At 65.3% G+C, this 14,510-nt stretch carries 13 protein-coding genes and 1 riboswitch; of the genes, 4 read left to right on the top strand and 9 right to left on the bottom strand.

Annotated elements, in window-relative coordinates; all coding sequences use genetic code 11:
• Positions 1–188: 188 nt before the first annotated feature.
• Positions 189–557 carry a glycine cleavage system protein GcvH gene (gene gcvH, locus FNV92_RS12560; RefSeq protein ID WP_015685032.1) on the bottom strand — a complete coding sequence of 123 codons (369 nt, stop codon included), beginning with the start codon at positions 555–557 and terminating at the stop codon, positions 189–191.
• A 10-nt stretch (positions 558–567) separates the two neighbouring features.
• Positions 568–1,716, bottom strand: coding sequence for a glycine cleavage system aminomethyltransferase GcvT (gcvT, locus tag FNV92_RS12565; RefSeq protein WP_143840733.1), 1,149 nt, complete (start codon positions 1,714–1,716; stop codon positions 568–570).
• Between the two features lie 145 nt (positions 1,717–1,861).
• Positions 1,862–1,950, bottom strand: a riboswitch (glycine riboswitch).
• Between the two features lie 234 nt (positions 1,951–2,184).
• On the opposite strand from gcvT, the gene alaS reads away from it, so the two are divergent.
• A complete protein-coding gene (gene alaS, locus FNV92_RS12570) occupies positions 2,185–4,866 on the top strand; it encodes an alanine--tRNA ligase (protein WP_168213241.1) in 2,682 nt (893 codons plus the stop codon).
• Between the two features lie 6 nt (positions 4,867–4,872).
• Positions 4,873–6,105, top strand: coding sequence for a cyclic nucleotide-gated ion channel (locus FNV92_RS12575; protein WP_143840731.1), 1,233 nt, complete (start codon positions 4,873–4,875; stop codon positions 6,103–6,105).
• Positions 6,106–6,108: 3 nt separating this feature from the next.
• On the opposite strand, the gene FNV92_RS12580 is transcribed toward FNV92_RS12575, so the two are convergent.
• The 3 genes from FNV92_RS12580 to FNV92_RS12590 form a co-directional block, all read right to left on the bottom strand.
• Positions 6,109–6,393, bottom strand: a complete 285-nt coding sequence (locus tag FNV92_RS12580) for a DUF3303 domain-containing protein (protein WP_143840730.1) — start codon at positions 6,391–6,393, stop codon at positions 6,109–6,111.
• A gap of 5 nt (positions 6,394–6,398) precedes the next feature.
• Entirely contained in the window at positions 6,399–6,899 is a 501-nt protein-coding gene (locus FNV92_RS12585; RefSeq protein ID WP_143840729.1) for a DUF3455 domain-containing protein, read from the bottom strand.
• A gap of 98 nt (positions 6,900–6,997) precedes the next feature.
• A complete protein-coding gene (locus FNV92_RS12590; protein ID WP_015685038.1) occupies positions 6,998–8,212 on the bottom strand; it encodes an NADP-dependent isocitrate dehydrogenase in 1,215 nt (404 codons plus the stop codon).
• A gap of 347 nt (positions 8,213–8,559) precedes the next feature.
• Between FNV92_RS12590 and FNV92_RS12595 the strand changes: the two genes are divergently transcribed.
• Positions 8,560–9,759, top strand: coding sequence for a TrmJ/YjtD family RNA methyltransferase (locus FNV92_RS12595; RefSeq protein ID WP_143840728.1), 1,200 nt, complete (start codon positions 8,560–8,562; stop codon positions 9,757–9,759).
• A gap of 115 nt (positions 9,760–9,874) precedes the next feature.
• Here FNV92_RS12595 and FNV92_RS12600 read toward each other — a convergent pair whose 3' ends face one another.
• Both FNV92_RS12600 and FNV92_RS12605 read right to left on the bottom strand, forming a co-directional pair.
• Positions 9,875–10,258 (bottom strand): nuclear transport factor 2 family protein, encoded by a 384-nt coding sequence (locus tag FNV92_RS12600; protein ID WP_143840727.1) that lies wholly within the window; start codon positions 10,256–10,258, stop codon positions 9,875–9,877.
• 131 nt (positions 10,259–10,389) lie between these two features.
• Entirely contained in the window at positions 10,390–11,142 is a 753-nt protein-coding gene (locus FNV92_RS12605) for an SDR family NAD(P)-dependent oxidoreductase (protein ID WP_143840726.1), read from the bottom strand.
• 115 nt (positions 11,143–11,257) lie between these two features.
• On the opposite strand from FNV92_RS12605, the gene FNV92_RS12610 reads away from it, so the two are divergent.
• Complete coding sequence (locus tag FNV92_RS12610; RefSeq protein ID WP_143840725.1) at positions 11,258–12,154, top strand: LysR substrate-binding domain-containing protein; 897 nt, start codon at positions 11,258–11,260, stop codon at positions 12,152–12,154.
• A 91-nt stretch (positions 12,155–12,245) separates the two neighbouring features.
• Here FNV92_RS12610 and FNV92_RS12615 read toward each other — a convergent pair whose 3' ends face one another.
• A complete protein-coding gene (locus tag FNV92_RS12615; RefSeq protein ID WP_334266096.1) occupies positions 12,246–13,592 on the bottom strand; it encodes a GGDEF domain-containing protein in 1,347 nt (448 codons plus the stop codon).
• A gap of 144 nt (positions 13,593–13,736) precedes the next feature.
• The gene (locus tag FNV92_RS12620; protein ID WP_143840724.1) at positions 13,737–14,486 is read right to left on the bottom strand and encodes a hotdog fold domain-containing protein; all 750 of its coding nucleotides are present in this window, start codon (positions 14,484–14,486) and stop codon (positions 13,737–13,739) included.
• Between the last annotated feature and the right edge of the window lie 24 nt (positions 14,487–14,510).

Consider the following 14,510-nt stretch of genomic DNA (forward strand, 5'->3'; position numbering starts at 1 on the left):
TAGGTCATCTGTCGTTGCCGTCATGCCCTGCAATCGCATGAGCCGATCATTTTGCCTTGGCACGTCCGTGCCAAAAGCTCGTCATGCCCGGGCTTGTCCCGGGCATCCACGTTCTTGGTGCCGCACGAAGGCCGTGGATGGCCGGGACAAGCCCGGCCATGACGATCGCGGGCATCCGCATCGCCATCTCACGCCGTATGGGCCTTGTACGCCGCTTCATCCATGAGGCCGCCGAGCTCGCCCTTGTCGGCAATCCTGATCTTGAAGAACCAGGCCTTGCTTTGCGCATCGGAATTGACCAGGGCCGGCTCGGCGGTGAGGGCGTCATTCACCTCGAGCACTTCGCCGGTCACAGGCGCGTAAACGTCGGAGGCGGCCTTGACCGATTCCACCACGGCGGCAGCTTCCGCCTTCTTCAGCGCGCGGCCGACCTTGGGCAGTTCGACGAACACGACGTCGCCGAGCTGCGACTGCGCGTAGTCGGTGATGCCGACGGTGGCGACATCGCCGTCGATGGCGAGCCATTCATGGTCGGAGGTGTACAGCGTCGTGGTCATTCTCGGATCCTCAGCGTTTGTAGGTGTTTTTCACGAAGGGCATCGCGGCGACTGTGAGGGCCAGGCGCTGGCCGCGCACCTCGGCGAAGATTTGCGTGCCGAGCGCGCTCGATGCAGTGGGCACGTAGCCCATCGCGACCGGCGCATTCAGGCTCGGGCCGAAGCCGCCCGATGTCACTTTTCCAATCGGCTCGCCGCCTGCGCTGGTCGCGAACAGCAGCGCGCCTTCGCGCACCGGCGCGCGGCCCTGGGCCAGCAGGCCGACACGGCGGCGGGATGCGCCGTTGTCGAAATGAGCGAGGATCTTTTCCGCACCCGGAAATCCGCCGGCGCGCGCGCCGCCGCGGCGTCGGCTCTTCTGCACCGACCATTCCAGCGCGGCCTCGACCGGGGTGGTGTCCGTGTCGATGTCGTGGCCGTAGAGGCAGAGCCCGGCTTCCAGCCGCAGGCTGTCGCGGGCACCCAAGCCGATCGGCATCACGTCGGGGTTTTCCAGCAGGGTCTTTGCAAGCCGCTCGGCATCGGCGGCGGGGACCGAAATCTCGAATCCGTCCTCGCCGGTGTAGCCGGAGCGCGAGACGAAACAGTCGAGGCCGGCGACCTTGTGCGGGCCGGCGTCCATGAACTTCATGGATGGCGCCTCTGCACATAATTTCGCCAGCACCGATTCCGCCTTCGGGCCCTGCAACGCGACCAGCGCGCGGTCTTCAAGCGAATCGATGATGCAGTCGCCGGAGAGATTCGCGCGCAGATGCGCTTCGTCGGCGTCCTTGCAGGCGGCGTTGACGACCAGGAACAGGTGGTCACCGAAATTGGCGACCATGAGATCGTCGAGGATGCCGCCGCCCTCATTGGTGAACTGGGCGTAGCGCTGCCGGCCCGGTGCAATCGCGACGATATCCTGCGGCACCAGCCGCTCCAGCGCGCGGGCGGCGTCCTCGACCTTGCCCGATTTCGGCCGGAGCGCGATCTGGCCCATGTGGGAGACGTCGAACAGGCCGGCGGAAGAGCGGGTCTGCAGGTGCTCTTTGAGCACGCCCGCGGGGTACTGCACCGGCATGTCATAGCCCGCGAACGGCACCATCTTGCCGCCGAGGGATAGATGCAGCCCGTGAAGGGGCGTTCTTTTCAGGGAGTCTTGGTCGTCGCGCGCAAGCATTACGGGGCCCTCGGCGGTTCCCCGAGGACGATTCCCCGGTGGACACCAGTCGAAGCCCCATCTGTCGCTGTGCCTGAGAGTATTATCCCGTCGGCGGACGCTGTCCGGGCCTTAAACCCGCCAGTGCCTCTTTCCAGATGTCGTCAAAGCCACGCGGTCCTTTTGCCTGAGAGTTTCCGGGGCGGTTGCTCCTTCGGCGCCGGCACCAATGCCGGTCTCTCCCGACGTGGCCGTACGATACAGATGGGTACAGACCACAGGGCGGCCAAGCCTGTCAACGCAGGCTTTGCGCCTTTCCAAAGGGATTGCAACGGGATTGCGCTGAGGCGGCAACCCACTGATCTGTCTGCACAGTTTCTGGACAGCGAAGCTGGCCTTGTCTAAAAGCGCTCTGGCCCGCAGATATCAGTCCAAACTCGCGGTTTGGAAGGCAAGTCAGCGGGTCCAAGCACACCCGATTGGATGAACATGAGCGGCGTCAACGAGATCAGGTCGACCTTTCTGAACTTCTTTGCCGAGAACGGCCACGAGATCGTGTCGTCCTCGCCATTGGTGCCGCGCAACGATCCGACACTGATGTTCACCAATGCCGGCATGGTGCAGTTCAAGAACGTCTTCACCGGCGTCGAGAAGCGGCCCTATCAGCGCGCCACCACGTCGCAGAAATGCGTGCGCGCCGGCGGCAAGCACAACGACCTCGACAATGTCGGCTATACCGCGCGCCATCTCACCTTCTTCGAGATGCTCGGCAACTTCTCGTTCGGCGACTATTTCAAGGAACGCGCGATCGAGCTCGCCTGGACGCTGATCACCAGGGAATACGGACTGAAGAAGGACAAGCTGCTCGTCACCGTCTACCACACCGACGACGAGGCGGCTGATCTGTGGAAGAAGATCGCGGGCTTCTCCGACGACCGCATCATCCGCATTCCGACCTCGGACAATTTCTGGGCGATGGGCGACACCGGTCCGTGCGGCCCGTGCTCGGAGATCTTCATCGACCGCGGCGATCACATCTGGGGCGGACCGCCGGGCTCGCCGGAAGAGGACGGCGACCGCTTCCTCGAGTTCTGGAATCTCGTGTTCATGCAGTATGAGCAGGTGACGAAGGAGGAGCGCGTGGATCTGCCGCGTCCCTCGATCGACACCGGCATGGGCCTCGAGCGCATGGCCAGCATCATGCAGGGCGTCGACAGCGTGTTCGAGACCGACTTGTTCCGTCATTTGATCGACGCGACGTCGTCCGCGCTCGGCAGCGGGCCGAATGAGCAGACCATGGCCTCGTTCCGCGTCATCGCCGACCATTTGCGCTCCTCGGCCTTCCTGGTCTCCGACGGCGTGCTGCCCTCGAACGAGGGCCGCGGCTATGTGCTGCGCCGGATCATGCGCCGGGCGATGCGCCATGCGCAGCTGCTGGGCGCGAAAGAGCCGCTGATGCACCGGCTGGTCTGGGCGCTGGTGCGCGAGATGGGCCAGGCCTACCCCGAGCTGATGCGCGCGGAGAATTTGATCGAGGAAACGCTGCGGCTGGAAGAGACCCGCTTCCGCAAGACGCTGACCCGCGGCCTTGCCATCCTCGACGAGAAGAGCGCGTCCCTGAAGAAGGGCGACATGTTCGACGGCGACGTCGCCTTCACGCTGTACGACACCTATGGCTTCCCGCTCGACCTGACGCAGGACGCGCTGAAATCGCGCGGCATCGGCGTCGATCAGGCCTCGTTCACCGACGCGATGGAGCGCCAGAAGGCCAAGGCGCGCGAGTCCTGGAAGGGCTCGGGCGAGGCAGCTTCCGAGGCGATCTGGTTCCCGCTGCGCGAGAAGCTCGGCGCCACTGAATTCCTGGGCTACGAGACCGAGAGCGCCGAAGGCGTGGTGACTGCGCTGGTGAAGGACGGCCAGGAAGTTGCCAGCCTCAAGGCCGGCGAGCCTGGTGCGTTGCTGCTGAACCAGACGCCGTTCTACGCGGAATCCGGCGGCCAGGTCGGCGACACCGGCGTGCTGACGGGTGAGGGCGGCATCAGGTTCCGCGTCACCGACACGCAGAAGAAGCTCGGCGATCTCTTCGTCCATGTCGGCACCGTGGAGAGCGGCGAACTGAGGCTCGGCACCGCGCTGCAGCTCGAGGTCGATCACGGCAGGCGCTCGTCGATCCGCGCGCATCATTCGGCCACGCATCTCATTCACGAGGCGCTGCGCCAGGTGCTCGGCGATCACATCGCCCAGCGCGGCTCGATGGTCGCACCCGACCGTCTCCGCTTCGACTTCGTGCATCCCAAGCCCATCACGGCGGAAGAGCTCGCCCGCGTCGAGGACATCGCCAACGATGTGGTGCTGGAGAACGACGAGGTCACGACCCGCGTCATGGGCGTCGATGAAGCGCGTGAGGCGGGCGCCCGCGCACTGTTCGGCGAGAAATACGGCGACGAGGTCCGGGTCGTCTCAATGGGCCGGACCGCGCGCGAGCGCGGCGCCAACGCGCTAGGCTGGTCGGTCGAACTGTGCGGCGGCACCCATGTGCGGCGCACCGGCGACATCGGCCTGATCACGCTGACCGGCGAGAGCGCGGTGGCCTCCGGCGTGCGCCGCATCGAGGCGCTGACCGGCAATTACGCACGCAGGCACGCCAACGAGACCATGGCGCTGGCGAAGACGGCAGCCAACGAACTGCGCACCTCGATCGACGACGTCCCGGCGCGCATCACCGCGCTGATGGAGGAGCGCAAGAAGCTCGAGCGCGAGCTCTCCGACGCCCGCAAGAAGCTCGCGATGGGCGGCGGCGCGTCCGCCGGCGACGGCGGACAGTCCAACGTCGTGGAGATCGGTGACGTCAAGTTCTACAGGCTGCACGTCACGGGATTGCCGAGCGACGAGCTCAAGTCGCTGGTCGACCAGGCCAAGGCCGAAATCAAGTCGGGTGTCGTCGCCGTTGCGAATACGACGGCCGACGGCAAGGCCAGCCTCGTTGTCGGCGTGACCAAGGATCTGTCGGCCCGCTTCGACGCCGCAAGCCTGGTCAAGATCGGCGTGCCGGTCGTCGGCGGAAAGGGTGGCGGCGGCCGCGCCGAGATGGCGCAAGGGGGCGGTCCTGACGGAGCAAAGGCTCTCGACGCCCTGTCGGAGATCCAAAAAGCCATTGCAGCGGGCGCCTAGGCAGCCATGCGCCTCGTTCCGCGAGGAATTGGGCTTCGCGATCCCAACTTAAGGGATCGCCTCTACGAATTGCTGGAGCACGATCCGCTGGCCTATTCGGCCGGATCGCGCTTCATCCAGCTCATCATCGGCGTCATCGTGCTCAACGTGACTGCGATGATCCTCGCCTCGGTGCCGGAGCTCGACGCGGAGTTCGGTGCGCTGTTTTCGGGGATCACGATCCTGTCCGTGATCGTGTTCGCGCTGGAATATGCCGCGCGGCTGTGGACGGTGGCGGGTCACACGCAACGCAAGGCCTCGGCGCTCGCCGACCGGCTCGGCTATGCCTTCTCGACGCTCGGCATCATCGATCTGCTGGCGTTCCTGCCCGCCGCGATCGTGCTGGCGACGGGTCGGCACGCGACGCTGGCCGCCCTCGGCGTGCTGCCGTTCTTCAAGCTGATACGATACTCGCCGGCGATGCGCTCGCTGCTGGCCGCCGTGCACGCCGAGCGGCGTGCGCTGATCGGCTGCATCGTCATCCTGATCGGCGCGGTGCTGACCTTCGCCTCGCTGCTCTACGCCATCGAGCGCGACGTGCAGCCGGACAAGCTCGGCACCATCCCGCAGGCGATGTGGTGGGCGATCGTGACGCTCGGCACCGTCGGCTATGGCGACGTCGTGCCGGTGACGGCGCTCGGAAAATTCGTCTCCGTCTTCACCATCGTCAGCGGCTTCGCCATGATCGCGCTGCCGGTCGCGATCATCTCGACCGCCTTTGCCGAAGAGGTGAAACGGCGCGATTTCGTCGTGACCTGGGGCATGCTGGCGCGGGTGCCGCTGTTCTCGCATCTGTCGGCCGCGGAGATCGCCGACATCATGCGGCTGCTCCGCGCGCGCACCGTCGAGCAGGACGAGATCCTGGTGCGGCGGGGCGACGCCGCCTCGTCGATGTACTTCATCACCGCCGGTGAGGTCGAGATCGCGCTGCCGAGCCAGCAGGTGCGGCTCGCCGACGGCACCTTCTTCGGCGAGATCGCGCTGCTGCACAAGACCAAGCGCAGCGGCACCGTGACGGCGACGCGCAAGACGCGGCTCTTGGTGCTGGATGCTCACGATTTTCACGCCCTGATCGAACGCATGCCGACGCTCGCCGAGCACGTCCACACCACCGCCAAGGCGCGGCTCGCCGACACCGGCGACCTTGCGCCGGCTGAACTGGCACAGGCCGAACAGGAAGACGGGCGCCGCGGCAAGTAGCCGTCAGTGCCTGTCGAGGAACGGCGCGACCACCTCGCGCGTCTCCTTGCTCGGCACCACAGGCACGATCTCGAAGGTCATGCCTTTGCCCTGGCAGTTCAGAACCCATTCCTGCAGCAGGCGGGCGTCGTCGCATTCCATCAGCTGGAAGCAGCGGTCGAAATTTGGCTCGATCCAGCTGCCGAGATATTTGAGGCCGTCCGGAAACTTGACGCCCTCGTCGCGCACGCGGCGGTAGACCGGAATGGGATCGCGATCCCTGAAGCGTTCGATCACCATGAAAAGCATAGGCCTCAGCCCTTCTTCAGGAAGACGTAGACGGCGGAGTAGGGCGCGCTCCTGAACTCGCCGGCTTTCTCGCAGGCGCCGTCGAGCTTGCCGCCGTGGGTGTTGATGCGCTGGACCGTGGTGACGGGCGTCAGGACGCCGCTGCCGCGGTGAGCGGTGACGTCCAGCTTCAGCCAGGCGATGTCGGCCGCGGTGGCGCCCGGCGCGTTGCCGACGGCCTTGCCGACCACGGCGCTACCGTCGGCCAGCTCCCAATTCGGGCCCGCATAATGTCGGCCGATGGTCTTGCCTTCGGACAGCAGCGTCGCGATCGGTTCACGGAAGGCCCAGGCGAGCTTGCCGTCGGTGCCGGCCTTGCACTCATAGACCTGCGCGCCTTCGGCATGGACGCTAAGCACGAGGGACTCGTCCGGCGCTGCGATGGCGTCAGGGAGCGGGTCCGCGGCGGCCGCCGGTCCGATCATAGCCGCGAGCAGCAGGGTGGGGGCAGCAAGCTTGATCCACATGGTGGTCTCCACGAAGCTCCCAAAAAAGAAAACGGGCCGCGCTTGTCGCGCGGCCCGTGATGATGTCCGGCCCAGTCGGGCGAAATTGCGGATGGCCGTCAGGCCGCCAGCGCCTTTGCCAGGTTATCCGCGACCTTGTCGAGGAAGCCGGTGGTCGAGAGCCAGCGCTGGTCGGCGCCGACCAGGAGCGCGAGGTCCTTGGTCATGTAGCCTTCCTCGACGGTGTCGACGCAGACCTTCTCCAGCGTGTTGGCGAACTTGGCGAGCTCGACATTGTTGTCGAGCTTGGCGCGGTGGGCGAGGCCACGGGTCCAGGCGAAGATCGACGCGATCGAGTTGGTCGAGGTCTCCTTGCCCTTCTGGTGCTCGCGGTAGTGGCGGGTCACGGTGCCGTGAGCGGCTTCGGCCTCGACGGTCTTGCCGTCGGGGGTCAGCAGCACCGAGGTCATCAGGCCGAGCGAGCCGTAGCCCTGCGCGACCGTATCGGACTGCACGTCACCGTCGTAGTTCTTGCAGGCCCAGACATAGCCGCCGGACCATTTCAGCGCCGAGGCCACCATGTCGTCGATCAGGCGGTGCTCGTAGGTCAGGCCCTTGGCCTCGAATTCCTTCTTGAACTCGCGGTCATAGATGTCCTGGAAGATGTCCTTGAAGCGGCCGTCATAGACCTTGAGGATGGTGTTCTTGGTCGACAGATAGACCGGATAGTTGCGCAGCAGGCCGTAGTTCAGCGAGGCGCGGGCGAAGTCGATGATGGAGTCGTCGAGATTGTACATCTCCATGGCGACGCCGGCGCCCGGGGCCTTGAACACTTCCTTCTCGATCACGGTGCCGTCCTCGCCGACGAACTTCATCGACAGGGTGCCCTTGCCCGGGAATTTGAAGTCGGTGGCGCGGTACTGATCGCCATAGGCGTGGCGGCCGATGATGATCGGCTTGGTCCAGCCGGGAACCAGGCGCGGCACGTTCTTGCAGATGATCGGCTCGCGGAAGATCACGCCGCCGAGGATGTTGCGGATGGTGCCGTTCGGCGACTTCCACATCTGCTTGAGGTTGAACTCCTTCACCCGGGCCTCGTCCGGAGTGATGGTGGCGCACTTGACGCCGACGCCGACCTTCTTGATGGCTTCGGCGGCGTCGATGGTGACCTGATCGTTGGTCTGGTCTCGGTACTCCATCCCCAGGTCGAAATAGAGCAGCTCGACGTCAAGGAACGGGTTGATCAGCTTGTCCTTGATGTACTGCCAGATGATCCGGGTCATCTCGTCGCCATCGAGTTCGACGACGGGATTGGATACCTTGATTTTTGCCATGATCGGGGAAGCCCTCTTGGGAACGGCGCCACCTGCGCCAATTTGAATATCCGCCGCCTCTTAGCACCGCCGCGCGGCGGGCGAAAGCCAAGTGATTATGCACTTTTAGCCGATCCAGCTTCCTCAGATGGGGGGCGGGTAACGGCCCGGCCGCGAGGGCGGGGCTGAGCTTTCAAGCGAGATTCAAAAGTCGAATCCAACCCGTTATTTCCCTTGAGAATTTCGTCAGGACAGGCAAACGACAGGCGAACGGGCGGTCGGTCCAGGATGGGGCCAAGGCCGGCTTTGAATCAATTCCTGAAGAGCGCCCTGCCAAGGCCTTGAGAACCCAGTGAAAGCGAAACGAGATGTCGGGGACTGACAAGAGCAAGGCGGGCCTTTCCCTCGACGGTCCCATCGTGATCCTGGTCGAGCCGCAGCTCGGGGAAAACATCGGCATGGCCGCGCGCGCCATGGGCAATTTTGCGCTCGGCGCCTTGCGCATCGTCAACCCGCGCGACGGCTGGCCCAACATCGCCGCCCAGCGCGCCGCGGCCGGCGCCGACCATATTCTGGAAAAGGTCGAATTGTTTGGCACGGTCGAAGAGGCGGTGGCCGATCTCGATCTGCTGTTCGCGACCAGCGCGCGCCCGCATGACCAGGCCAAGCCGGTGGTCGGGCCGGAAGCCGCCGCCGCCGAAATCTCCGGCCACGTCGCGGCGGGAGGCAAGGCTGGTATCCTGTTCGGCCGCGAGCGCTGGGGCCTGACTAACGAGGAGGTCGGGCTCTCCAACCGCATCATCACCTTTCCGGTCAATCCGGGCTTTGCCTCGCTGAACCTCGCCCAGGCGGTGCTGCTGGTCGGCTATGAATGGTTCAAGCGGGCAACCTCAGGCGAACTGCCGCATGCCATGCCGGAGCGCTCCGAGCGCGCTTCGCAGCACCAGATCCAGGCCTTCTTCGAGAACCTGATCCGGGAGCTCGACAAGGTCGAGTTCCTGCGCCCGGCCGAGAAGCGCGACACCATGCTGGTGAATTTGCGCAACATCTTCACCCGCATGGACCCGACCAAGCAGGACATGCACACCCTGCACGGCGTGGTGATGGCGATTGCCGAGGGGCGCAAGGGTCCGGCCAAGGGCGGCGTGCTCGACGGCGAGCAGGCCACGCGCCTGCGCGCGCTCTTGGCCGAGCACGGGCAGGGCGGCGGGGTGTCCGACAGCGGCTCGACCGTGCGTGGCCTCGCCCGCCTGCTCCGCCGCAACCCGACCGATGCCGAGCGCCTGCTCTGGCAGGCGCTCACGCGCGATCGCCGTTTCGCGGGAAGCTTCAAGCGCCAGACCCCGGTCGGTCGCCACATCCCGGACTTCGTCTCGTTCCCGCACCGGATCGCGATCGAGCTGGTGAACCCGGCCGAGAACGAGACGATCGCGGCGGACCGCGCGGGCCGGCGGACGTGGCTCGAGGCACGGGATTATCGTGTGATCGAGATCCTGGCGGCAGACGTGGAGCGGGATCTCGAGGCGCAACTGGTGAGATTGCAGGCGATGATCGAGCAAGCTTCGTAGGTCTCGTAGGTGGATTAGCCGAAGGCGCAATCCACCTCCTTGCTATCCGAGCGGAGAGAGAGGTGGTGGATTACGCTTCGCCAATCCACCCTTCGCACCAGTTGCGATTCAGCATTCACTTGCCGGGCGGGTCGAGGAACACGTAGAGCGCGGAGATCCTGCCGTCCTCCGCGATGATGACGTCCCACCCGGTGTAATCAGGTGCTTCGCCGCGCGGACCCGATCCCCAGGCCAGCCGCCCGGCGTTGTGAAGCGCCTGCGGCTCGCCTGTCGGCGTGTAGACGAAGTGGGGATGCGTGGCGCGCAGATCGCCGGCGAACTTGTCGATCGCGTCGCGACCGACAATGATGCCTGGCGGTGCGTACAGGGCGCCGTTCTCGGTCCAGAACTCGTCGATGGCGGCGCGGCGGCGCTTCGCGTCGCCCTCGCCGAAAACCTCCTGAAGGTTGCGACGGAGCAACTCGTGGATGCGATCCGCGGATGTATTGAGTTGGGTCATAGTTGTCTCCAAATTCCACTGGCCTCGTAGGGTGGGCAAAGCGAAGCGTGCCCACGTGTTTCGACTGATTGATCGAGGTGGTGGGCACGGCGCTTGGCGCCTTTGCCCACCCTACGAATTGAGTTCGCGCGTCAGATCTGCACCTGGCCGCCGTCGACGAAGAGTTCGACGCCGTTGACGAAGCTTGCTTCGTCCGACGCCAGGAACAGCACGGCCTTGGCGATCTCCTCGGGCTGTCCGACGCGGCCGGCCGGGATCAGGCCCGCGAGATAGCTCTTGGTGCCCTCCGCCTGCTCGCCGGCGCCAAACAGATGATTTAGGCCGGGCGTCTCGGTGACACCGGGGCTGATGGCGTTGACGCGGATGTGCCGGTCCTTCAGGTCGAGGATCCAGTTGCGCGCGAAGTTGCGCACCGCGGCCTTGGTTGCCGAATAGACGCTGAAGGCCGGCGTACCCGAAATGCTCGTGGTCGATGCGTTCAGCACGATGGAGGCGCCGTCGCGGAGCAAGGGCAGTGCCTTCTGCACGGTGAAGAGGACGCCCTTCACGTTGGTGTCGAACGTGCGCTGATAGTGCTCCTCGGTGATCGCGCCGAGCGGTGCGAATTCGCCGCCGCCTGCATTGGCGAAGATCGCGTCGATGTGCTGGTGCTTCTGCTGCACGGCATCGTAGAGCCGGTCGATGTCGGCAAGGTTGGCCATATCGCCCTGCACGCCGGTCACGCGGCCGCGGATCGATTTCACCGCAGCGTCGAGTGCATCCTTGCGGCGGCCGGTGATGAACACCGAAGCGCCCTCGGCCGCAAAAGCCTTGGTGGTCGCAAGGCCGATGCCGCTCGTGCCGCCGGTCACCACCACGACCTTGTTGTTGAACCTGTCAGTCATCGTCCGTCTCCGTTGGAAGCATTTGGCAGAAGCGCCGTTGCCCCTCGTAGATGCCTATAGAACGATGATGCGAGTAGACGGCGAATATGGTACGCATCGTTCTATATGAGGAACGATGAAGACTGATCTGAACGACTTTGCCTATTTCGCCGAGGTGGTCGGGCACGGCGGCTTTGCTGCCGCCGGACGGGCCTTGCGCGAGCCCAAGTCAAAGCTCAGCCGGCGGATTGCCGGGCTGGAAGAGCGCCTGGGCCTGCGCCTCATCGAACGATCGAGCCGCCGCTTTCGCGTCACCGAAGTAGGGCAGGCCTTCTACGAGCGCTGTCGTGCGATCCTGGCCGAAGCCGAACAGGCCGAGGCGCTGGTGACGCAAGCGCAGGCCGAACCCCATGGCCGCATTCGCTTCAGTTGCCCGACCGGCATGGTCGCGGAAATCTTCGGGCTCACGTCGAACTTCCTGATCCGCTATCCCAAGGTTCGCCTGCAACTCGTCGCCATCGACCGGCCGGTCGACCTGATTGAAGAGCGGATCGATGTGGCTCTGCGCGTTCGTTCCGTCCTTGTCGGGGATGCGGCGCTCACCATGCGGTCGCTGGGGACGTCCACGCGCATCCTGGTCGCGAGCCCGCAATTGGCAAGCCGGCTGCGAACCCTGGATGATTTGAACGCGCTTCCGACGCTGGCGACTTCAGATGAGGACAATCTGGTCGAATGGCATCTGGAGACGGACGACGGGCGCGCTCGCGTCGTCAAACACGAACCACGCATGGGTTGCGGTGACTTTGGCGCGGTGCGGGATGCGGCGGTCGCCGGCCTCGGTATTGCGCTGTTGCCGGATCACCTCTGCCGGGAGGCGCTCGGGCAAGGTAAGCTCGTCCATGTGCTCTCGGAATGGCGCGGTCAACGCGGCCTGGTGCATCTCGTCTTCACGACCCGACGAGGCCTGCCGCGGGCGGTCCGCGCGCTGATCGATCATCTGGCGGCCGGCTTTTCCAAGACGTTGGTTTCGTAGGGTGGATTAGCCGAAGGCGTAATCCACCTCTTTGCCAACCGAGCGGACTGAGACGTGGTGGATTACGCTTCGCTAATCCACCCTACGCAGCTCAGGCGGCGACGCTGGTCTCATTCGTGGCGCGCTTGCTGCCGGCCTGAAGCCGGCGCAGCGCGGTCAGGTTCAGATCGATCGAAGCCAGGCAGCAGCGAGACTTGCCGCTGGATTTCGCCTCGTAGAGGGCTCCATCCGCCACCGCAAGCAGCTCGGCCACCTGGGAGCCATGATCCGGTGACAGCGCAATGCCCACGCTCGCACCAACACTGGCGCGGGTCTCGCCATCGAGCTGATAGGGCGCCCCGATCTCGCCGACGATGCGTTGTCCCATCGCCAGCGCCTGCTCGGCTGTGACGTTTTCAACGAGCGCGACAAATTCGTCGCCGCCCATCCGCGCAATTGCCGCGCTCTCCGGCACTGCCTTGCGCAGTCGCTCGGCGGCTCCCTTGAGCACCCGATCGCCGGCTCCATGTCCGAACGTGTCGTTGATCGGCTTGAACTCGTCGAGATCCACGAAGAACAGGGCAACAGGGCGGTCCTCACGACTGGATTGCGCGATCTTCGCCTCCAGCGCGTCGATGAATCCCGCGCGGTTCAGCAGACCCGTGAGCGCGTCATGGTGCGCGCGATGGCTGTTCTCGCGCTCGGCCCGCATGGTCGTGATCAGCATCCTGTTGAGCCGGAAGGCCGCGCCCGCCATTGCCGCGAGATACATCGGGATCTGATAGATCATGATGTAGAGCATCGGCTCGCCGAGAAGAGCGATGTACACGGCGACGGGGCCGAGGCTGATCAGCATCATGAGTCCTGCAAATCGTGGCGCGCCGAAATTGCGGAAGCAGATGCCGCCGATCATGGCCGCCGTGGACATCGAGGCGAGCATCGCGACCAGCCAGTCGCCGCTGCTGATGCTCGCGATAGCGCCCAGTCCGAGGCTGAGACTCCAGGCCATCGAGAGCAAGAGATGAAGATCGGTCGGGGTGGGCCGGTGCAGCCGGATCGCGCGATGCGCCGCGACCAGAACCGCGAGGCGCGCAAGGCAAATCATCAGTTCGAGCACGAACCAGGCGACAAGCAGCCCGGTCTGCAGCCGATACGCGATGATCGCCGCGATCGCGACCGAATTGATGGCGCCGCCCGCGAAGATCGGGACCGCACCGAAGAGTTGGGAGATGAGGGCTGCGCGAATGTCGCCCGGCACGTCGGGGCCGACATCCGTCAACCAACGCATCAATCGCCAGCGCGGCAAGCTGTATCGTCCGCCTTCGGACCGCATCCCAGAGCATCCCCTTCTCTTGCGGATGACCAAAGACGAGGGGGTGCTAAGGCCGCCTTTACAGACCCGCCTGATCGCGATCCGTGCTTGATGGAAGGTAAATTCGATGAGGGCTCGCCACGACATGCCCGCGGTCGCGCCGGCTGTGCGCTTCGTCAGTAGGGTAGATTAGCGAAGCGTAATCCACCTCCTTGCTAGGCGGGCGGACAGAGAGGTGGTGGATTACGCTCGCGGACTGCGCTTTGCGCAGCCGCGGGCTAATACACCCTACTATCGCCCGAGCTGGACCTCGCGTTGGACCTCTATCCATGTCGCCCTTGCCACCGCCAGCAGCCTGCCGCCCTCGTCATGCGCAGCAGCCTCGGCGGTGCGCTTGCGGCCGTCGCGGCCGGTGGACCAGGCGGTGATGATGCAGCGCTCGCCGGGACGAGGCCTTGCCTCGATCCGGGCCGACATCCGGCCCAGCAGGAGTGGGGCCTTGTCGAAGCCGTCGCTTTCCTGGTTGTAGTTGCAGGCATAGCCGGTGGGGCAATCGAGCGCCGACCAGAGAAACTCGTCGGCGACGAGGCCGTCGTCGGCGGCCAGCGTCGGATCGGGTGTCCAGCTCGCCGCGAGAACGGCGTTCCGTGAATGACGTCCGAGCGGTCCGGCGAAGATGCGCAGGCCGTCGCCCTTGGCCCGCGCGGGGCCGCAGACGAAACAGGTCGGCAGCGGATGTTCGTGCGGCTTCACCGGCGTCAATAGCTCGGCGGCGCAGGCTTCCTCGAAACTGGCTGTCTCCACGCGCGCGAGCTCCAAGCCCGCCGCCCGCCCGGTCGCGACGACCTTTGCGCCGTCGCGAAGCTCCCACGCGCCGTCGCCGGTCGCGATCGCATCGAGCGATGTGTCCAGCGGCGGCGGGGCGCGCAGCGTCACTTCCGCAGCCCCGGGAATATGCCGGGCGAGCCGGCCGCAGACATAACCGCCATTGCCGGAGTTCGGGGGACCGCAATAGCGCTTGTCGATGATGATCTCGGTCAACGGTTGACTGCCTCTTCTGTCGTC

Source organism: Bradyrhizobium cosmicum (assembly GCF_007290395.2).
Taxonomy (GTDB): domain Bacteria; phylum Pseudomonadota; class Alphaproteobacteria; order Rhizobiales; family Xanthobacteraceae; genus Bradyrhizobium; species Bradyrhizobium cosmicum.